The 19933-nt window shown below is 56.7% G+C and carries 20 protein-coding genes; 11 read left to right on the plus strand and 9 right to left on the minus strand.

Annotated elements, in window-relative coordinates; all coding sequences use genetic code 11:
• The first annotated feature begins 14 nt into the window (after window positions 1-14).
• The 11 genes from fliH (at window position 15) to fliR (ending at window position 8368) form a co-directional block, all read left to right on the plus strand.
• A complete protein-coding gene (gene fliH / locus IE156_RS14980) occupies window positions 15-755 on the plus strand; it encodes a flagellar assembly protein FliH (protein ID WP_189393362.1) in 741 nt (246 codons plus the stop codon).
• Entirely contained in the window at window positions 756-2198 is a 1443-nt protein-coding gene (fliI, locus tag IE156_RS14985; RefSeq protein ID WP_373296543.1) for a flagellar protein export ATPase FliI, read from the plus strand.
• A 2-nt stretch (window positions 2199-2200) separates the two neighbouring features.
• Entirely contained in the window at window positions 2201-2650 is a 450-nt protein-coding gene (fliJ, locus tag IE156_RS14990) for a flagellar export protein FliJ (RefSeq protein WP_189393363.1), read from the plus strand.
• A 12-nt stretch (window positions 2651-2662) separates the two neighbouring features.
• Window positions 2663-4003: a flagellar hook-length control protein FliK gene (locus tag IE156_RS14995; protein WP_189393365.1), complete on the plus strand. Its 1341-nt coding sequence runs from the start codon at window positions 2663-2665 to the stop codon at window positions 4001-4003.
• Window positions 4004-4215: 212 nt separating this feature from the next.
• Window positions 4216-4701: a flagellar basal body-associated FliL family protein gene (locus IE156_RS15000; RefSeq protein WP_229841384.1), complete on the plus strand. Its 486-nt coding sequence runs from the start codon at window positions 4216-4218 to the stop codon at window positions 4699-4701.
• Window positions 4702-5709 (plus strand): flagellar motor switch protein FliM, encoded by a 1008-nt coding sequence (fliM, locus tag IE156_RS15005; RefSeq protein WP_189393368.1) that lies wholly within the window; start codon window positions 4702-4704, stop codon window positions 5707-5709. It abuts the gene before it with no gap.
• A complete protein-coding gene (gene fliN / locus IE156_RS15010) occupies window positions 5706-6215 on the plus strand; it encodes a flagellar motor switch protein FliN (RefSeq protein WP_189393369.1) in 510 nt (169 codons plus the stop codon). The genes fliM and fliN overlap by 4 nt, the downstream gene beginning before the upstream one ends.
• A gap of 3 nt (window positions 6216-6218) precedes the next feature.
• Window positions 6219-6521, plus strand: coding sequence for a flagellar biosynthetic protein FliO (gene fliO / locus IE156_RS15015; protein ID WP_229841386.1), 303 nt, complete (start codon window positions 6219-6221; stop codon window positions 6519-6521).
• A 7-nt stretch (window positions 6522-6528) separates the two neighbouring features.
• The gene (fliP, locus tag IE156_RS15020; protein WP_189393371.1) at window positions 6529-7296 is read left to right on the plus strand and encodes a flagellar type III secretion system pore protein FliP; all 768 of its coding nucleotides are present in this window, start codon (window positions 6529-6531) and stop codon (window positions 7294-7296) included.
• Window positions 7297-7305: 9 nt separating this feature from the next.
• On the plus strand, window positions 7306-7575 hold the full coding sequence (gene fliQ, locus IE156_RS15025; RefSeq protein ID WP_003804652.1) for a flagellar biosynthesis protein FliQ: 270 nt from the start codon (window positions 7306-7308) through the stop codon (window positions 7573-7575).
• A gap of 7 nt (window positions 7576-7582) precedes the next feature.
• The gene (gene fliR / locus IE156_RS15030; protein ID WP_189393373.1) at window positions 7583-8368 is read left to right on the plus strand and encodes a flagellar biosynthetic protein FliR; all 786 of its coding nucleotides are present in this window, start codon (window positions 7583-7585) and stop codon (window positions 8366-8368) included.
• Here the strand turns inward: fliR and IE156_RS15035 are convergent.
• The 9 genes from IE156_RS15035 to IE156_RS15075 form a co-directional block, all read right to left on the minus strand.
• On the minus strand, window positions 8365-9054 hold the full coding sequence (locus tag IE156_RS15035; RefSeq protein WP_189393374.1) for a 3'-5' exonuclease: 690 nt from the start codon (window positions 9052-9054) through the stop codon (window positions 8365-8367). The genes fliR and IE156_RS15035 overlap by 4 nt on opposite strands.
• The gene (locus tag IE156_RS15040; RefSeq protein WP_189393376.1) at window positions 9051-10961 is read right to left on the minus strand and encodes a DUF294 nucleotidyltransferase-like domain-containing protein; all 1911 of its coding nucleotides are present in this window, start codon (window positions 10959-10961) and stop codon (window positions 9051-9053) included. Before IE156_RS15040 ends, IE156_RS15035 begins: the two co-directional genes overlap by 4 nt.
• A gap of 121 nt (window positions 10962-11082) precedes the next feature.
• On the minus strand, window positions 11083-12789 hold the full coding sequence (locus tag IE156_RS15045; protein ID WP_189393378.1) for a methyl-accepting chemotaxis protein: 1707 nt from the start codon (window positions 12787-12789) through the stop codon (window positions 11083-11085).
• A gap of 21 nt (window positions 12790-12810) precedes the next feature.
• Complete coding sequence (locus IE156_RS15050; protein ID WP_189393380.1) at window positions 12811-13248, minus strand: hypothetical protein; 438 nt, start codon at window positions 13246-13248, stop codon at window positions 12811-12813.
• Entirely contained in the window at window positions 13248-14678 is a 1431-nt protein-coding gene (locus IE156_RS15055; RefSeq protein ID WP_308430481.1) for a methyl-accepting chemotaxis protein, read from the minus strand. Before IE156_RS15055 ends, IE156_RS15050 begins: the two co-directional genes overlap by 1 nt.
• Window positions 14679-14745: 67 nt before the next feature.
• Window positions 14746-15963, minus strand: coding sequence for a flagellar hook-associated protein FlgL (gene flgL / locus IE156_RS15060; protein WP_189393382.1), 1218 nt, complete (start codon window positions 15961-15963; stop codon window positions 14746-14748).
• A 35-nt stretch (window positions 15964-15998) separates the two neighbouring features.
• A complete protein-coding gene (flgK, locus tag IE156_RS15065; protein ID WP_189393384.1) occupies window positions 15999-17714 on the minus strand; it encodes a flagellar hook-associated protein FlgK in 1716 nt (571 codons plus the stop codon).
• A gap of 105 nt (window positions 17715-17819) precedes the next feature.
• Entirely contained in the window at window positions 17820-18785 is a 966-nt protein-coding gene (gene flgJ / locus IE156_RS15070) for a flagellar assembly peptidoglycan hydrolase FlgJ (protein WP_189393385.1), read from the minus strand.
• Complete coding sequence (locus IE156_RS15075; RefSeq protein ID WP_229841387.1) at window positions 18785-19915, minus strand: flagellar basal body P-ring protein FlgI; 1131 nt, start codon at window positions 19913-19915, stop codon at window positions 18785-18787. Before IE156_RS15075 ends, flgJ begins: the two co-directional genes overlap by 1 nt.
• Window positions 19916-19933: the final 18 nt, after the last annotated feature.

The raw sequence follows: 19933 nt of genomic DNA on the forward strand, positions 1-19933 counted from the left end.
ACGGGAGCCTGTAAATGTCCGGCCACCGCAAAGCCTCGGCCTACTCGGAGCTTCAGGAAAGCTGGAGCCGTTGGCAAATGCAGGGGCTGGATGATCCTGTCGTCCCTAGCGAACCTGAAGAGCCGGAGTTTGTTCCTCCCACAGACGAAGAGCTGCAGCGAGACCTGGATGCTCAGCGCACCCAGGCCCAGGAGGAAGGTCATACCCAAGGCTATCAAGCCGGTTTTAACCAGGGCCATGCGGCCGGGATGGAAGCTGGCAAAGAAAGCGGACATGCCCAGGGCTACGAAGCCGGGCTGGCAGCTGGCATGGCAAAAGCCCAAGAGCAAATTGACCAATACATTAAAGAGTTTGTTGCCCTGAACCAGAACTGCGCCCGCTCCATTGAAACCATGGACCAGGAAATGGGGCAATCGTTAATTCAGCTAGGCACACGCATCGCCGAACACGTTTTACAAAGCACCATCAAGACAGAACCCAGCCGCATTCGCGATTTGGTGGCCGAGGTGCTGCGCAGCGATCCGGGCGATACCAGCGCTCTGGAACTGACCTTACACCCCGATGACATTAGTTTGGTGCGTGAGTTCCTGATCGAACAAGGCGAACCACGAGCCTGGCGTCTACAAGAAGATACGCAGTTGCAACGCGGCGAATGCCGGGTGCGCTCCAGCTATGGCGATATTGACGCCACCCTTGCCACTCGCTGGAAACGGGCGCTGGCCAGCCTGGGCTTGCCCGCGACGCTGGAGCCCTGAATGGCAAAACCCCTGCTCGCCTCCTCTCCCGAACGCTGGCGTGCCCAGATGCTGTCTGCACAGCAGCGGGTGCAGGCGATTGAGCCAGCCTTACGCAGTGGCCGTGTAGTACGCGCCACCGGCTTGGTATTGGAAGCCACGGGTTTGAAGCTGGCGGTCGGGGCTGCCTGCAAGGTTGAATTGTCTGCCGCCCAGAATATCTGGGCTGAAGCTGAGGTCGTCGGGTTTGAAGGCAAGTCCCTGTACCTGATGCCGCTTAGCGAAATATCCGGCTTGCCCCCAGGGGCACGCGTTGTGCCTGTCGAGGCACAACTGCAACCGCCAGTTCCTCTGCCTGATTCTGATCAGCCTGATCGCCTGCCTGCCCAGGCACGTTCACGCCACGTCCCCGTTGGCCCCGGTCTGCTGGGCCGAGTTGTCGATGGCAGCGGCAACCCGCTGGATGGCTTGGGCCCCATCGACGCTCATTCTTGCGTCTCGCTCAGCCACACTACGCCCAACCCCCTGAACCGCAGCCCCATCGACACCGTTCTGGACGTGGGCGTACGCGCTATCAACGGCCTGTTGACGGTAGGTCGTGGCCAGCGCATGGGCCTGTTCGCCGGTTCTGGCGTGGGTAAGAGTGTGCTCTTGGGCATGATGGCACGCTACACACAGGCCGACATTATTGTCGTGGGCTTGATCGGTGAACGGGGCCGGGAAGTTAAAGAGTTTATTGAACACAACTTGGGCGAAGAAGGCCTGAAACGCTCGGTTGTGGTGGCGGCTCCGGCCGACGTCTCGCCCTTGCTGCGATTACAAGGCGCGGTCTACGCCACGCGTTTAGCCGAATTCTTCCGTGATGAAGGCAAGAATGTGCTGCTCATCATGGATTCGCTGACGCGCTATGCCATGGCTCAGCGTGAAATCGCTCTGGCCATTGGTGAACCCCCCGCCACCAAAGGTTATCCGCCTTCTGTTTTTGCCAAGCTGCCCGCCCTGGTGGAGCGCGCTGGCAATGGTGAACCCGACGCCCAAGGGCGTTGCGGCTCGATCACGGCCTTCTACACCGTGCTGACAGAAGGTGACGACCAGCAAGACCCGATTGCCGACTCGGCCCGCGCCATCTTGGACGGCCACATTGTGCTCTCGCGCAGCCTGGCCGAAACCGGTCACTACCCAGCCATTGATATCGAGGCTTCCATCTCGCGGGTTATGCCCAGCATTGTGGACCCCGAACAGATCAAGCTGGTGCACCGTTTCAAGGGCCTGCTGTCCAGCTACCAACGCAACCGTGACCTGATTGCCGTGGGTGCTTATACCCGTGGCAATGATCCTTCCATTGACCAAGCCATTGATCGCTACCCCTGGCTGGAAGCCTACTTGCGACAAGGCATGCAGCAACGTGTGGACGTGCCACGCGCCTTTGATGAATTGAACGCCGTTTTAAATAGCGAGCAATAAACATGAAAGCCAACACCTCTTTACATACGCTGGTCGACCTTAGCCAAAATAACGTGGATGACGCGGCCCGCGAGCTGCAGGAGCTGCGCACACAGCGCGATGCGGCCCAATCCCAGCTGGAAATGCTGCAGACGTATCGTCAGGACTACGCCCAGCGCCTGCTGGATGTGGGCCAAACCGGGGTAACCATGGCGAACTATCACAATTTCCGGCGCTTTATCGTGACATTGGACCAGGCCGTTTCCCAGCAAAATAGCGTTATCCAATCGCTAGAAGAGAAGATGGAGCAGGGACGCCAGGTCTGGTATGGCCACCAACAACGCCTGAAGGCTTACGAAACCTTGATTGACCGTCGTCTCCAAACCCAACAAGTCCAACAGCAAAGAATGGAACAACGCAGCAGCGATGAAATTGCTGCTCGTCTCTATACCCGTAGCCAGAACGCCTATTAAACAAGCGCCGCCATGACTTCGCCCACTCTTTCGGTTTTACCTGCGGCCCCCGCCGCACCTTCGGCCCCCGTCTCCTCGACGAGCGGGCCTACGGCTGCGCAAGCGCCCAAAGACGAAGGCTTTGCCCAGCACCTGCAGACTCAACAGCAACAGGTGCAAAACAAAGGCGCACAAAAACCCCAGGCAGCCAAGCCAGACGGCGCCAAGACTCAAGCCCCCGCAGACAGCCCCAAACTGGCTGAATCGGCTGCTGATCTCACGGAAGCGGTAGATCTGGACGCACTGGCAAAAGACTCGGCTCTTTTGATCGTTGCCGAGACCGATCTGGACGACGCATTGGATGCCCAGGCCGATAGCGGTCTACCCGCCATAGCCTTGTCGATTTTGTCGCAAGTGCAGGCCATCAAAAACAGCAAAGCTGATCCCAAAACTGTCCAGGCTGATAGCAGGCTGACACCGGCCAACACACGCCCAAACCTGGCTAGCGAATTGAGCAGCGCCAGCCGCCTGCCTCAGTCCGGTCCCTTGAAGGCGGCCGAAGCGACGAGCGAACTGGATCTGAGCGCTGAACTGGCCTTGCCTAAAGCAGCAGAGATCAGCAATCCGTTGACGGCGGCCCCCGCTCGTAAACCGGCTCTGACTGCCGCGCTGGCTCTGAACAGCCAAAGCATGCAAAATGCAGCCTCCCAGGCGGCCTCGTCCCAAACTCGTTTGCTGGATGAGGCGACTGCTTCGCTAGCCGCTTTTGGCCGACAAATGGCCGACGATGCTCGCGCTGGCGTGACTCAGAACGTACCGCCTCTGGATGCATCCCTCTTGGCTCAGCTCACAGCGACACCCGTAGCGATGCAAGTCAGTAGTCCAGCAGCTCTGCCCAGCCCCATGGCTCTGGCAGTGGCCACACCCGTTCAATCACCCGAATGGGGTGCGGCAATGGGTCGCCAAATGATCACGCTGGCCCAACAAGCCCAAGGTGGCATTCAAAGCGCCGATATCCGCCTGGACCCACCCGAGTTGGGCCCATTACGTATTACCTTGCAGATGCAGGACGGCATGGCCCACGCCATGATTACCTCGCCCCACGCTCAGGTACGCCACGCTCTGGAACAGTCCTTGCAGCAGCTGCAACAGCAGTTTGCCGAGAACGGGCTGACCTTGGGTCAGGCTGATGTGGGTGACCAAAACGCCTCGCATCAGGCTTTTCACGAGCAATTGGCCGCTAAGGATAGCAAAGGCGATCAGCCCGCTTTCAGCCTGAATGGTCTGGCCACTTCGGACGAGGCCAGCCTCCTGACAGGCAGCACCGTCACGCGCTCGCTGGCCCCCAATGCGCTTGTTGATACCTTCGCCTGATTCAAGGTCCCACAGACAGCCCGGCAAAAAGCATGATTAAGCTCGAAAAGCAGCGTCTATTCGCCGGGCCTGTCCTGTCTGACCTCCGGCACAATAGCTCAGGCATGCAGTCAGGCTCAGGCCAGACATGCGTTTGTCTGTTTGTCATACGCTAGAAAATTCATCGCTCACATCACATGGCCCGAAAAGCACCCACCAAACTTGCACGCCTGATGAAAACCGGTCTGCTGGTTCTGTTTATTATCGCCGCTAGCGTGGGCGCAACGCTGTACTACTCCCTGCAACAAAGCAGCCCGCCTGCCTGGTTGGCCTGGGCAGAAAAGAGCCAGTCTGTAGAGGCAGCCCCAGCCCCCAACGAGCCTCCGGTGGTCAAGGCCAGCGCCAAGCCTATTTTTGCACCGCTCGATCCCTTTACTGTCACCCTGAACGAGAACGGCCGCTCGCGTATTTTGTACGTAGGTATCACCTTGCGTGTCCAGGACGATGGCTCGCGTGCCATGTTGCTGGAATACATGCCCATGGTGCGGGACCGCGTGCTGAAGATTCTGGCGGAACAGCGCCCTGCCTACATCCAGACTTCTGAGGGGCGTCAAGCCTTGGTTGCACAGCTGAGCGCCGGCCTGAAAGAGCCCTATGCGCCCAACCCCGCTGTACCGTACATCAATGATGTCCTGTTCACCGCCTTTGTCATCCAATAAATGTCGTATCAGAGCTTCCTATCCCAAGACGAAGTCGATGCACTGCTGGCCGGTGTTACCGGCGAAGGCGCTGACACCAAGCCCCTGAATGAAAACCTGTCAGGTGTGCGGGCCTACGACCTGACCTCGCCAGACCGGGTGGTGCGCCACCGCATGCAGACGTTAGAGCTGATCAACGAGCGCTTTGCCCGTCGCCTGCGCTCGACCATGCTCAGCTTCATGCGCCGCAACGCTGACATTACTGTCGGCTCCATTCGCATTCAAAAATATTCGGATTTCGAGCGTAACCTGCCTGTCCCCAGCAACCTGAACATGGTTGCCTTAAAGCCCTTGCGCGGCGTGTCGCTGTTTACCTTCGACCCGAACCTGGTCTTTTTGATTATCGACAGTCTGTTCGGTGGCCATGGCCGCTACAACACCCGCGTCGAAGGCCGCGACTTCACGACCACCGAGCAACGCATCATTCAGCGCCTGCTGACGCTGACGCTGGAGAGCTATTGCGGAGCCTGGGAGTCCATTTACCCGCTGGAAGCGGAGTATATGCGCTCGGAGATGCACACCAAATTTGCCAGCATCAGCAGCAGCAACGACATCGTGGTGGTGACCTCCTTCAATATTGAATTTGGCGCCCAGGGCGGCAATCTGAACATTTGCCTGCCCTACTCCATGATCGAGCCCTTGCGCGATCTCTTGACCCGACCCCTGCAGGACAAAGGCACCAACGACATTGACCAGCGCTGGACGCAACAATTGTCACGCCAAGTACGCAGCGCCGAAGTCGAGTTGATTGCCAACTTCGTCAATATCGACATGAGCATTGCCCAGTTGTCCCAGCTAAAGGCCAATGACGTATTGCCGATTGAAATCCCAACCCTTATTGAAGCCCACGTGGATGGCGTGCCGGTTCTGGAATGCCACTACGGCACATCCGGCGGTCGTTACTCCCTGCGGGTAGAAAACATCTTGGCCACCAACGACAGCGATTTGACTAAAGGTAAGTCCCTATGAGCGACCCTCACAACCCTAACGACCGGTCTGCGCCCGAGGACGATTGGGCAGCCGCCATGGCTGAGCAACAAGCTGGCCAAAGCAGCAATCAAGCCCAGGGACTGGAACAGCCCCTGGATGATGACTGGGCCGCGGCATTGGCCGAGCAAAGCGCTGCTGCCCCCGTACACGAACAAGCCGCTCCCGCACCTGCCAGCAATCTGTTCCCGCCCATGGAACACGCGCAGACAAGCACCAGCACCGATATCGACATGATTATGGATATCCCCGTCCAGTTGTCGGTAGAGCTGGGGCGCACCCGCCTGACGATCAAAAACATTTTGCAGCTGGGCCAGGGCTCGGTGGTGGAACTGGACGGTCTGGCCGGTGAACCGCTGGATATATATGTGAACGGCTACCTGATCGCCCAAGGCGAAGTAGTCGTAGTGGACGACAAATACGGTATTCGTGTGACCGACATCGTGACGCCTTCGGACCGCATCCAACGCCTGAACGGCCGCCGCTAAAACATGGAACAGGCCCAGCTCGTCAGAATCATGCTCAGCCTGCTGCTGGTCGTAGGCTTGATTCTGGCAGCAGCCTGGGCGGCCCGTCGTGGCGGGCTGCTGAAAAACAAAAACCAGCAACGCATCAAAATTCTGGACAGCCAACGCCTGGGGCCACGCAGCAGCGTGGCCTTGCTCCAGATTGATGACCGTGAAATTTTGATTGGCATTACCGCCCAGCAGATCAGCCTGCTCCACACCAAGACGCCCACTGAACCAGAGCCGGATTTCCAGGCCCATCTGGACCAGCATCGCGCGCCCCGCTGAACACATCATGACCGCCACCATCTCTCCTGCCCTGCGCACCGGCCTCTTGCTGCTTCTGGCTTTGCTGGGCTTGCTGCTCCCTGCCCAGCTCTGGGCACAGGCCGTCCCGGCCATTACCAGCACGGCAGGCCCGAACGGCTCGCAAACCTGGTCGCTAAGCATCCAGACGCTGGCCATGCTGACCATGATGTCCTTCCTGCCAGCCGCCCTGCTGATGATGACCGGTTTTACCCGCATCATTATTGTGCTGGGTCTGCTGCGCAACGCCATGGGAACGGGTACGGCACCACCGAATACCGTATTGGTCGGTCTGGCCCTGTTTCTGACCTTCTTTGTCATGTCACCAGTGTTTGATCAGGTGTATCAGGACGCCTACAAACCCTTGTCGGAAAATAAGATCAGTTTTGAGGCGGCCCTGGAGCAAGGTGCCCAGCCCCTGAAAACTTTTATGCTGCACCAGACTCGCGAAGCCGACTTGAAACTGTTTGGCGAGATGGCGGGAGTGGGCGAACTGGAAAGCCCCGAAGATGTGCCCTTGCGCGTCCTGGTCCCCGCTTTTGTCACCAGCGAACTGAAAACAGCCTTCCAGATCGGCTTTACGATTTTCATCCCCTTTCTGATTATCGACCTGGTGATTGCCAGCGTCTTGATGTCACTGGGGATGATGATGGTCCCGCCGGTGACCATCTCGCTGCCCTTCAAGCTCATGCTGTTTGTGCTGGCCGATGGCTGGCATCTGCTGCTCGGTTCCCTGGCACGCAGTTTCTACCAATAAAGGACCGCCATGACTCCCGAAACCGTCATGTCCATGACCTACACCGCTCTGAAACTGGCCCTGTCCATGGCGGGGCCTATGCTGATTGTGGTGCTGGTAGTGGGTTTGGGCATCAGTATCTTTCAGGCCGCCACACAGATCAACGAGATGACACTGTCCTTCATCCCCAAGCTGCTGGCCATGGGTATTACCGTGGTGCTGCTGGGCCCCTGGCTGATCAACAATATGGTCGATTACATGCAAGGCCTCTTGCGTGGCATTCCAGGGCTGGTGAACTAGGTTATCCGTGCTCGACCTGAACTCAGCACAGCTCACAGCCTGGCTTAATGCCTTTTTGTGGCCCTTTATCCGCATTCTGGCCACGCTGGCGACCGTTCCCTTTTTCAGTGAATCTGCCATTCCCAAACGCGCCAAGATAGGCCTGGGTTTTGTGCTGACGCTGATTATCGCCCCTTCACTGCCACCCTTGCCCGATCTGCCCACAGCCTCTTACGAGGCTTTGCTGATTGCCGCACAACAAGTGCTGATTGGCGTGGCCCTGGGCTTGACCATGCGCATTGTGTTTGCCGCCGTGCAAACCGCAGGGGAATTCATCGGCCTGCAAATGGGCTTATCCTTTGCGTCCTTTTTTGACCCGGCCACCGGCTCGAACACCGCCGTGCTGTCACGTCTGCTGAACGTCATTGCAGTACTGACTTTCCTGGCCCTGAACGGTCATTTACTGGTCTTGGGTGTACTGGTGCGTACCTTCCATGTCTTGCCCATAGGCACAGACTTAAGCCAGAACGGCTGGGGAGCCCTACTGGATTGGAGCAGCGAGTTGTGGGTATCGGGCATGCTGCTGGCACTGCCCCTGATTATTGTGCTGCTGACCATCAACTTAGCCTTCGGGATCTTGAACCGTACCGCCCAACAATTGACGATTTTTGCGGTGGGTTTCCCCATTACACTGACGATCGGCCTGACCTTGCTAACAGTGGTTATTCCACAGACCACACCCTTTCTGACTCAGCTTTTCAACTCAGGTTACGAAGCCATGATGCGGGTTGCCTGGGGTCTTGCCGGTTCTTAAAAGGCGTTGGCCTGACGTTGTTTGTGCGTCTGTATCAAACGCCGCGCCTGCCCAATGGTCAGTACGCCCTTTTGCCTGGCGCGCCCGATCAACAACTGCAATAACTGCGCGCTGACCAGCGCATCGCCCAAAGCGTCATGACGATCAATAACGGGCAGGCCGCAATATTTCAGACAATCATCCAGACCCAAGCGTCGGCCACGCCATTCTGGCAGAACACATGCTGCCAAATCAGCTAGATCCAATGCCAGAGGGCGAGCTTGTTCCAAGCCAGCTTGCGGCCAGGCACGGTCCAGAAAAGCCAGATCAAAGTCCGCATCCCACGCTATCCATACGGTGTTTTCGGAATAGCGAGCGAAGTCGCGCATCAGCTTCGGCAAGGGCTCGCCCTCCTCTTGCTGCTGCGGGCTGATTTCATGGATCAACAAGCTTTCAGGGCTGCGTTCACCCTGATTACGAACCAGTCCCGACCAGATATTACCCAAGGCAATCGCACCGTGTTCCAGCCGCACCGCGCCCATCTGCACAATGTGATGGCGCTTGGGCTCCAAACCACTGGTCTCCAGATCCAGCACGGTAAAGGCGGCCTGCTGCAAAGGCAGCTCGTCCACCCCGCTCCAGGATAAAGAAGGGCTGCGTGCGGCAAAGGAGGAACGACGCCAGGGAAGCCAGGAAAGCAATTTCATAAGCGATACCGGAAAGCCAAAATTCGTTGTGCACGACGCACTTGCGACAAAGCTTCACGTAATACCCGTGCGTCCAACGCGCCCAAGCTGTTCAAACGCACCAGATTGTTGGGCTCCTGCCCTTGCTGCAGCTGAGTTTGATGGTGCTGCAAACGCAGCAATTGCAGATAACGGTAAGCCTCACGCAAGCCCTCGGATTCCTCAGCGGTAAAGACGCCTCGCTGGGTCAGAACGGCCAAGCGATCCAAAGAGGACGGCAGCTCGCAACCATGCGCCAAGGCCAGTACACGCAGTACGTCCACCATGGGTGCCAAGGCTTGTTTCTTGATATCAATTTTGTCTTCGCCCTGCCCCATCAAGGCTTCCAGACGGCTACGCCGCTTGCCACTGGGAATACGGGTCTGACAGGTGCTTTGCGCCAGCATGCGCTGGAATACGTGGTTGTCGTTCACCATGGCCAGAACCCGACGCTGCATGCGTTGCAACAAACTGCTCTGGCCCCAGATGGCACGACAATCAAAATAGATCGTGGATTCTAGCAATTGCTCGGGCGCCGGCCGTTCAATCATGATCTGAAAACGGTGCAACCATTCGGCCTCTGACAGACAAAGTTCGGGGTTGCTGGCCATGATATTACCTGTACACCAGGTCATACCACAGCGGTCCAAAGCTTCGTTTACCCGGCGCGCAAAAGGCAGGAACAGGGCGCGATACGCCTTACTCTGCTCAGGCGAATTCGCCAGAAACAAAATACCATTGTCTTGATCCGTATGGCGGGTTTGCTCTCCACGCGCTTGACTGCCGAAGGCCAACCAACAAAACTCGATCCCCTCCAGGCCCGAGCCGGGCAGTGTCAACTCAATCGTGCGCTGCACGGTGTGATCGTTTAAACGGGTAATGACTGCCGTCAGCTGTTCCGAGCGGGCGCCGTGGGCCAGCATGGCATCCACCAAGCGCCCGATATCCGACTGCAAACTCACCAGCACCGAAACATCCTGTGCGCAGCGCAAGGCGCGGGACAAATGCACCAGATCCACGCGCTGCAAGGAGAACACATCGCGTTCGGACACCATGCCCACCACTTTATGGTCCTGCACCAGGCAAATATGGCCGATCCGGTGCTCGACCATCAGCAAGGCCGCATCAAAAGCAGAGGCTTGGGGGCTGAGCCAAACCGGATCCGACGTCATGATCTGAGACATAGCCTGGGTGGGGTCGTACTGCCCGCCCGCCACCAGACGGCGCAAGTCGCGCAACGTAAAGATACCTAGCAGATGGGTGTCCGAATTAACCACCACGATGCTGCTGACCTGACGCTCGTGCATATCTTTCACGGCCTGCTCAACCGGGCAGTCCGGCAAGCAGCTCAGCAAACCACGTTCAGTCAGGGCTTGCAGGCTCATGTCCAGCGTGTAGCTGGCACCCAAATCCGCGCTGGCGCTTTGCTGAGCACTACGCCAGACGGAGGCCAGCAAACTGCTGGTGCCGCGCAGGCAATAGTCCCGAAAGGGTTCACTATTAGTCAGTAGATGCGCGACCGCCTCGCCAGCCACACAGAGCGCAAAGCAGTCTTCCTGAACTTCGTAGGCGGTAGCCAAAGGCTGGCCAGAGACTAGCTCCCGCACAGGCAGTAAATCGCCTTCCACGTATTCACGGGTTTCGCCTTGTTCCTGACTGGAGACTTGGCCCTGGCGAATAATGTAGAGCTGGTCTACCCGCGCGCCTTCTTCGAACAAGCGCTGCCTGGCTGAAAAAAAACGAAGCTCACTGTGCTCGATCAAATAATCGCAGTGCTGCGTCTGCATCTGATCAAAGGGCGGGTAAGCAATCAACCAGGCCAAGATGCCGGGCGCCTTTTGGCGCACCGCCGTCTTGGCCACGGATTCACCGGGAATCGCGAAGGACATGGTCGTCTCTGCTGGCTATTAGGCAAAGAATTATTGTGCCATGCAGCATGACCTAGGCCGAGCCCCTTTTTCTAGGGGATTTCAACTATAGGCACTAGCCCTTTTTTGCCCGCAAAAAAGCTTAATGCAAACGCTCGTAGTCACGTTCAGACATATCGATGACATCGCCTTCTTGAACCTTGAACTGGGAAACAGCATCGGCCAAGGTTTCAGATTGCGTTTGCAAAGAGCCTGCCGCAGCGGCAGCTTCTTCCACTAGTGAAGCATTTTGCTGCACCACAGCATCCATTTGCGCCACAGCGGTATTAATTTGCTCGATACCAGCGGTTTGCTCTTGGGAGGCGGAGGAAATTTCGCTCATCAAAGTGGTCACGCTATTGACCGCACGCACCACTTCTTGAATGATATCGCCCGCGCTAGCCACTTGTTGTGTACCGGTTTTCACTTCGTTTTGCGAAGCTTCGATCAGGCCCTTGATTTCCTTGGCTGCTTGCGCACTGCGTTGTGCCAGACTGCGCACTTCACCGGCCACGACGGCAAATCCCTTGCCCTGCTCGCCAGCTCGGGCCGCTTCCACAGCCGCGTTCAAGGCCAGAATATTGGTCTGGAAGGCGATGCCGTCAATGACATTAACGATATCAGCCACCTGACCGGAACGAGCCGAAATCTGGTTCATGGTGTTAACCACGGCACCCACCGATTCGCCACCCTGACGGGCCACCTTGGCCGCATTATGGGCAAGCTGATCCGCTTGGTGAGCATTGTCCGCATTCTGGCGCACCGTGCTGGCCAGTTCTTCCAGACTGGCGGCCGTTTCCTGTAAGGCGGCAGCCTGTTGCTCGGTACGGGAGCTAAGGTCCGTATTACCGGCAAAAATTTGCGAAGAACCCGATGCAATCTCGTCCACACCTTGGCGCACCGTCAGCACAATACCTTGCAGGCTTTGCTGCATGCGACGCATGGCGTCATACAGAACACCCACTTCATTAGCGGAGCGGTAGGTAATTTTCTTGGTCAGATCGCCATTGGCAATATGGTCAAAATGCACGCCTGCTTCACGCAGAGGCGTCAGAGCAGTACGACCCAGCACCAAACGCAGGACAACAATAATAATCAGCCCAAGCAATAAGCCCAGAGCAATCGCAGTGTTGGCAACACGAGTTTGCAACTCGGCCTGTTCCAGCAACTGGTCGGCCAGGTCGTTGTAGAACTTGCTCAGCTCTTCAATACGGAATTGGAAGGTAGCAGCGCGCAGCACCCCAAAACCTTCACTGACAAAGTAAAAAGTACTGTAGTCGCGTGTTTCCAGGGCCTGGACCATAGGCTCGACGCCATCATCCAGATAAGCCTGATAGGAGGCCACCAAACCCATGGCCAGACGACGCAACTCCGGCTCAGTCGGCATATTGCTCCGAATGTCCGCAAAGGCCTTACGCACCTCGTCCAGTTTTTGGGTCGCCATGATCACGGCATTGTCGGCGCTTTGTACCAGATTGGCATCGTTATCAATGCCCGCTTCCTGATAAAAACGCGCCGCACTCATCAAGCTGACACGGGCTTCCATCATGTTGTTGTTCAGCTGCAGTACCTGCACGGAACGATCGGCCTGACGATTAATCGTACGCAGCGAATCACCGCTTTGCTGCAGGTAGTAAGCGGCCAAGCCACCGACAGCCACGATCAGCAACAGGAGCAGACCCATGCAAATCATCAGCAAGGTGCTGATCTTCAGACCCGAGGCGGCTTTCAGGTTGGGGCGAAAAGATTTGGAAGAACGACGTTTAGAAGCGCGGGACGCGGACGGAAGACTGCTTTCAATACCCAGCATTTGCTAAATCCAAAGAAAACTCTAGTGGCTGACCGGCAAGATGGTGATCATGTCCGTGCCAGGGTGTTCAATCGTGACCGAGCCTGTGGTGGCGCTGCGCGCCTGCTCGCGATACATAGAAGGAATATGGCTGCGTTTGACCACTTGCTGGAAACGCCCCTGGGCATCGAATTGAAGCCACAGTTCTTGTCGGAAGTAAACCGCATCGGTAGCCAGGGTCGTACCCTGGAACCACACGGCCATTTCACTGCCATCGAGCTGTCGGTAGACCTGATGAGGACGGCCTTGCAAGGACAGCTCGGCATCGGCACGGGTACTTTGGCCCAAGACCAAATCATTCAGTCCCGATGACTTGAAGGAAGAACCCTGGGTGGCGCAGGCCGCCAGGCTTAGCAAGCACAAACCGATCAGCGTCTTACGTCCCAGCCCGACCCAGGTACTCAGTCGGGTATACGACATTAAAACTCCTCCCAATCATCATCCGAAGATGCGCTACTGCTCTTTTTGCCGCTCAGATCGGGACGCAACAGGCGTTGGCTATCGTCCTGCTCAGCAGCGGTTTTAGTCGCTGGAGCCGCCTTGGCGGGTGCCGACAAACCTTTGGTCGGGCTGTTGGTTTTTACCGCCGACGCACCGTTTTTCAAGGTGGAGCTACGGCGATGCTCAGATTCGGGCTTGCTGGCAGCCACACTGCGGCGGTTCGCCACACGGCGAGCACTGACATCAATGACTTCAGTGCCGGGGGAGCGGAAAAAGCCAATGGCCTGATTGACCTTGGTGACCTGTTCGCTCAAGCCCGACGAAGCCAAGGCTGCCTGTTCGACCAACCGCGCGTTGTACTGCGTGGTTTCATCCATCTGAGACACCGCGCGGTTCACCTGATCAATCCCGGAAGACTGCTCAATTGTGGCTGCAGTGATTTCACCCATGATGTCAGTCACACGACGCACAGAGTCCACAATTTCCTGCATGGTGGCACCGGCACGCTCGACCTGCGAAGAGCCTTCGGTGACTTTACGCACCGAGTCTTCAATCAGGCCGGTAATTTCACGAGCGGCCTGGGCACTGCGCTGAGCCAAGGCTCGCACTTCAGCGGCCACTACCGCAAAACCCTTGCCCTGCTCACCAGCACGGGCGGCTTCAACGGCCGCGTTCAGCGCCAGAATATTGGTCTGGAAGGCAATGCTGTCAATGACGCCAACAATGTCGGAAATCTTGTTGGAACTGGCCGAAATCCCTTGCATGGTCGCAACCACTTCATTGACGGCACTGCCGCCACGATGCGCCACATCCGAAGCCGTTGCTGCCAACTGGTTGGCTTGTTGGGCGTTGTCGGCGTTCTGGCGCACGGTGCCGGCGAGCTGTTCCATGCTGGCTGCTGTTTGCTGCAAGGAAGCGGCCTGTTCTTCTGTACGGCTGCTGATGTTGGTATTGCCCTGGGCAATTTCCTGAGCACCTGCGTGGATCTCTTCCAGGCCCAGACGCACCGTAGTGGTGGTCTTGACCAGGGATTCCTGCATGCGCCCCAGAGACTCAAACAAGTCGCCAATTTCATTGGCGGTCAGCACGCGGATACGCTGAGTCAAGTCACCTTTGGCAATCGCGTCAAAATACGCGGCAAAGTCGCCTAAAGGACGCACGACACGGCGAAAGAAGTAGCTAATTGCCGCCAGGCCCAGCAAGACAGCCAGAACCAACACCACGATCAAAATAATATTGAAGGTGCTCTGCTGCTCCTGCAAGGTACGCATGACCTTGTCGCCCGAACCCAATGCCAGCAGGCCGTGAAAGTAATACAGCGCCCAGCCTGCCATGGCCACTGTCAATGCCATCAAAGTAGCGATACAAAAGGTCATACCGACCTTCAGACTCAAATTCTTAAAAAGCATAGAAGATTCCTGCACGTGGTGCTTGACTGCCGGTTAAGGAAAAACCACTTAAAAAAGGAACTCAGTCCTAGCGATTCATATTGAACAAGCTCATGCTCTGAATCGTCTGGAACGCCAGGGCCGACATTTCCAGGGCCGCTTTACGCAGCTGCAGCTGGGTGGAGGCATCAAACGGGTTCAGATCTTCCAGACGCGAGAGTTCATTGGTGTAACTCAGGGCACGGGCTGCACCGTTGGCGCTCAAGGCATCAATCTCGTTCATGCGTGTACCGACCGAGGAAATCACCGTCTGCACGTTATCGAAGTTCTCACCAATACGTTGCATGGCCGAGTTCATGACGTTGCGAAACTCTGCTTGAGCGGCGGGATCTCCACTCACCGGCTTTCTTAAGGCATCAACAACGGATTGCAAAGTATTAAACAGGCTCATTTCATCTGAGCTGGCACCGTCTACCGAGCTGACCGTAAAGCTGTCACCCACTTCAGGCTTGCCTTCAATCTGAACGCTCACACCACCGGGCAAACTAATACGCTGACGCTCGTTTTCATCCAGTACGCCCTGGCTGACCACCGCGCCGTTGACCTCGATGTCATACTCGGTTTCCGAAGTAAAGCGGATGGTGTAATTGGCTTCTGCACCGGGCAGGGTGGAGTTCCCATTGGGGCTGCTCACTACGGCTGTGCCAGCATTACTGTTGGCCTGAGTGAAATACGACGCGGAGCCCGGATTAGCACGTTCGAACACTGTGCGGCCATGGTCTGCAACGTCCAGCTGACGGGTCTGCTCAACCTGAACATCACGGCTATTACCGTCGCCTTTATAGGAGTAAGTGTTACCCGTACGCTCAAAAGCCTGGGTTGTACCTTGAGAGCCAGAGAACAAATACTGGCCCGAACCGTCTTTAGTATTGGCGAAACCAAGCAGGGTCTCTAATGAGCTTTCCATGACCGTCGCCAACGTACTCCGATCCGCATCGGACAAGGTACCTGTAGCAGCTTCCACCAGACGAGTCTGAACCCCCTGCAACTGCAGATTCACCGCATTCAAAATATTTTCCTCTTCACCCAGCGAGCGCATGGCCACTTCCCGGTTTTCACCGTAGCGCTTGTCCATAGCCTGGGCTTGCGCCAGGTTGATGGTCTGAGCAGAGGCCAAGGGATCATCGGAGGGAGTGATCATCCGTTTTTGCGTGCTCATTTGCTGAAAAACGCGCATCAGATCGGACTGCTGCTTGTTAATCGAGTTCAGGCCCGTCTGAAAGAAAAGAGAAGAACTAATACGCATAGCAAGGTTCCAATTTCAAGACTAAAGAGCCGTACTCAACTACGGAGGCCTAAAAGGGTGTCAAACATCTGCGAGCTGACATCAATCAGGCGGGCAGCCGCCTGGTATTGCTCCTGGTAACGCTGGAGCATGATGTATTCCTCGTCCTTGTTCACGCCGGACAAGGATTGCTGAGCCGCGTAGTTCTGCTCGATCAGTTTCAATTGCGCTTTGGCAGCGGTACCGTTTTGCTGTGTTTGCACGGCAATGCGGTTCACAATCTGGCCAAAGGAATCATTCAGGCTCAAAGAGCCATCGGCCAGCACTTTGGTATTACGCAGATCTGCCAGTTTCTGGGCGATCGCACCGTTAGCCGAACCGGTATCGTTATCGGCGGCAGCAATGTCCTGGGGACGCTTGATCTCAACCTGCAGGCTGCTACCGGCGTTGGCGGTAGGCTGAACCAGCCAGGAATCGCCATCCTGGGATTTGGTTTCCAGGCTGGAAACATCAATTTCCAAGCCATCAACACGCGTAATGCCGCCATTCTTGTCGGGGCCGTTCAAGGGGGTGACATCATTACTGCTCAAATTACGCAGCTGAAAGCGGCCATCCACTCGTTCGATACGGTAGTTATCCCCTGTCAGTTGATCAACCGGCTGGGTGTAGCCTTTGCTGAGGTCTGCAGGATCAACCGGGTCTTTGTAAAACGACACACCGGGTATACCGCTGCTGACCGGGTTATTGCCATTGGCCAGAATTTTCGGACCACTGACGCTGAACAAGTCTTTGCCGGGTTCGCCCTTCAAGTCCACGCCTTGACGGTGAATATCGTTCACCGCGTGAGCCAGGCCCACGGCCAGACGGCCCAGGCTACTGATAGACGGTTCCAGACTTTCCTGGCGGAACTGCAACAAGCCACCCAAGGTGCCGCCCTTAATCGTTCCTTCGCGGAACTCGGACACCACCATCTTGCCGTCCACGTTCAAGGCAGAGGTAAAGCCGACAACGATACGCTCGGGGTTCTCCGCCGAACGCACGGCGTGCAAGGGGTAGACGCGCTCGCCACCCAGAAGCATCTGGCCGCCTGCGGTGGTCACACTTAAGCGTCCATCCTGCTCAACCGTACGCACATCAATCAGTTGGCCCAACTCGGCCACCAGCTGTTCGCGCTGATCCAGCAAGTCGTTAGGCTCGTGACCGGGCGTAGTGCCTTTGGCGGACACAATCTGCTTGTTGACGTTATCAATACGTTCCAGATAGCTATTAATCTGGGTAACCGTGGTGCCTACCTGGGTATTGATGTTCTCGCTGACGCGGTTCATGTAGGACGTCGCGTCACGAATCTGGGTCGCCAGACTTTCAGCGCGGCCCAGCAGTTCCTGGCGCGCCGAGGAGTCAGCAGGCTGCGAAGCGACGGCTTCCAGACCATTAAAGAAGTTCTGCAAGGCGGGACTGATCCCTACCGTGCGGTCCGAGAACAGATTGTCCAGCTGGGCGATTTCCGTACCATAGCTGACCAAGGCTGCACCGGCCGTTTGCGAACGTACCAGTTGCTGATACAGAAAGTTGTCGTGGGAGCGTTGTACGGTAACGACCTGTACACCACGGCCATAGTAACCACCGCTGCCCCCTACCGAGCCGGCCGTCTCAACCAAGACCGATTGGCGGTTATAGCCAGCGGTATCGATATTATTAATATTGTGGCCCGTCACCTGCATGCGCTTTTGAGCAGCATACAAGCCGGTAATACCAAGGTTGGCGAGATTCATATCAAATCCTTTCTGTCCTGCCCGGTCCGTAGTGTCCAAGGCGAAAAATGAACATGCTGCTTTTTAACGGCTACCTTGGTGCAATATTTAGACCTGTATCAATAATTAAGACTTGCCACCATCGAAGTAAGCCATGATGGAGATCAGTTTTTTTGCGTAGGAGGGGTCAGTGGCGTAGCCCGCGTCCTGAATGCGCTGTGCCGCCTCTTGAGGCGATGCCGCTTGTTTTACGCTTTCATAGCGCTTGTTATTACCAATCAGGCGGGCGTAATCAGCAAAAGAATCCGCGTACGAATCGTAAGCACGAAAGGTTTGCGTCATTTTGCGGGCCACGCCATTTTGATATTCGGTGGTCATCACCTCCACCGTTTTCCCTTTCCAGGACGGTGTGGCTTTGATCCCAAACAGGTTATGGCTGGTGGAACCATCGGCATGCATAATTTCACGCTTGCCCCAACCCGACTCCAGTGCTGCCTGGCTCAAAATCAGCTTGGCAGGTACACCACTGTCTTCGGCAGCCACTTTGGCCGCCGTATTCATACGGTCCACAAACTGGCGAATATGGTTAGGCGCACCCTGAATCGAGGAATACACGCGCTGAATCGTAGTGTTGTTGCTGAGCTTGTCGATCAACTCAGCAATCGACGCCGCATCGATGGAGCGGTCGTTGGGCATACGCGAACGCAGGTCCGGACGACGCGAGCGGGCTGCTTCTGGATCATGCGAAGCGACACCAAAGGGCTCACTATCTTGCCCACTCATTTGAGCTTGCAAAGCCTTGGCCAGCCCAATACCAGGGTCAGCCAACTGCATCGCCAATTGCTCATCGCCCAGGCTTTGCGCCATACGCACGGACTGCGTGTCAAACATGCCGCCTTCAGGATTGGCCGCTCGCGCCTGCTTCAAAATATTCTGAATAAACAGGGATTCAAACTGACGGGCCACTTGCAGCTGGGTGTTTTGATTCTGACTGTCCTGCCCGGCTTGCCGACGTAGCTGAGCCAGTTGCTGAGGGTCAAAAATCGACACCTGGGAACTAGCCCCCGGACGTGGAAAGTACTGCACCGTCATTAGATGATCTCCAGATCAGCCCGCAAAGCGCCCGCGCTTTTCAGGTTCTGCAAAATGGACAACAAGTCTTGAGGGGTCGCACCCAAGGCATTGAGCGCACGCACCACATCGGCCAGATTGGCGCTGGTTTTCACACGTTGCAGCGAACCACTATCACTGCGCATTTCGATCTGCGTGCTATCGGCCACCACAGTCTGACCACCACCAAACGGCGTGTCTGGCTGGCTGACCTGCGGCTGGCGACTGATGACCACGGACAGATTGCCGTAGGCAATGGCGGCTTCATCAATCGTCACCGTGCGGTTCATGACCACCGAGCCGGTACGCGCATTGATCACCACACGAGCCCGTGCCGGCGGCAAGTTCACTTGCAAGTTTTCAACATGGGAAATAAAAGCGGTCTGGGCCTGCGGGTCCAAAGGACCACGAACCTGAATCAGGCGGCCATCCAAGGCCGTAGCGGTAGAAGGACCAAACTGTTTATTCAAGGCGGCCACTACATTCTGGGCAGAACCAAAATCTGAAGAATTCATTTCCAGATTGATCACGCCATCCCGCGCATAGGTCGTGGGCACACTTTGCTCGACCGTGCCGCCGCCGGGAATCGTGCCGCCATTTAACTGATTGACTTGCACACTAGAACCACCGGCTTCCGCCCCTGCCCCGCCCACCAGCAAATTGCCCTGTGCAATGGCGTAGACCTGACCGTTCGCCCCTTTCAGGGGCGTCATCAGCAAGGTGCCGCCCCGCAGGCTTTTGGCATTCCCCATGGAGGACACCACCACGTCCACGGCCTGACCGGGACGGGCAAAGGCAGGCAGACGCGCCGTCACCATGACGGCAGCGACGTTCTTGAGCTGCATATTGCTGCCCTGGGGAATCGTCACCCCTAACTGGGACAACATATTGGTCAAGCTTTGCTGGGTGAAGGGCGCCTGACGCACCTGATCCCCACTGCCATCCAGCCCTACCACCAGGCCGTAACCGATCAGCGGGTTATCGCGCACACCCTGAATGGATGCCAGATCCTTGATGCGTTCGGCCTGGCTGACGGGTGCCAGCAGCAGACCTGCCGCCAGCAGAGCCGCTTGCAGCACAGAGCGATAAGAGAAAAAACGAGTACGACTCATGGAGAACGCCATAACAAG

The sequence above is a fragment of the Alcaligenes pakistanensis genome, from assembly GCF_014652815.1.
Classification (GTDB): domain Bacteria; phylum Pseudomonadota; class Gammaproteobacteria; order Burkholderiales; family Burkholderiaceae_B; genus Alcaligenes; species Alcaligenes pakistanensis.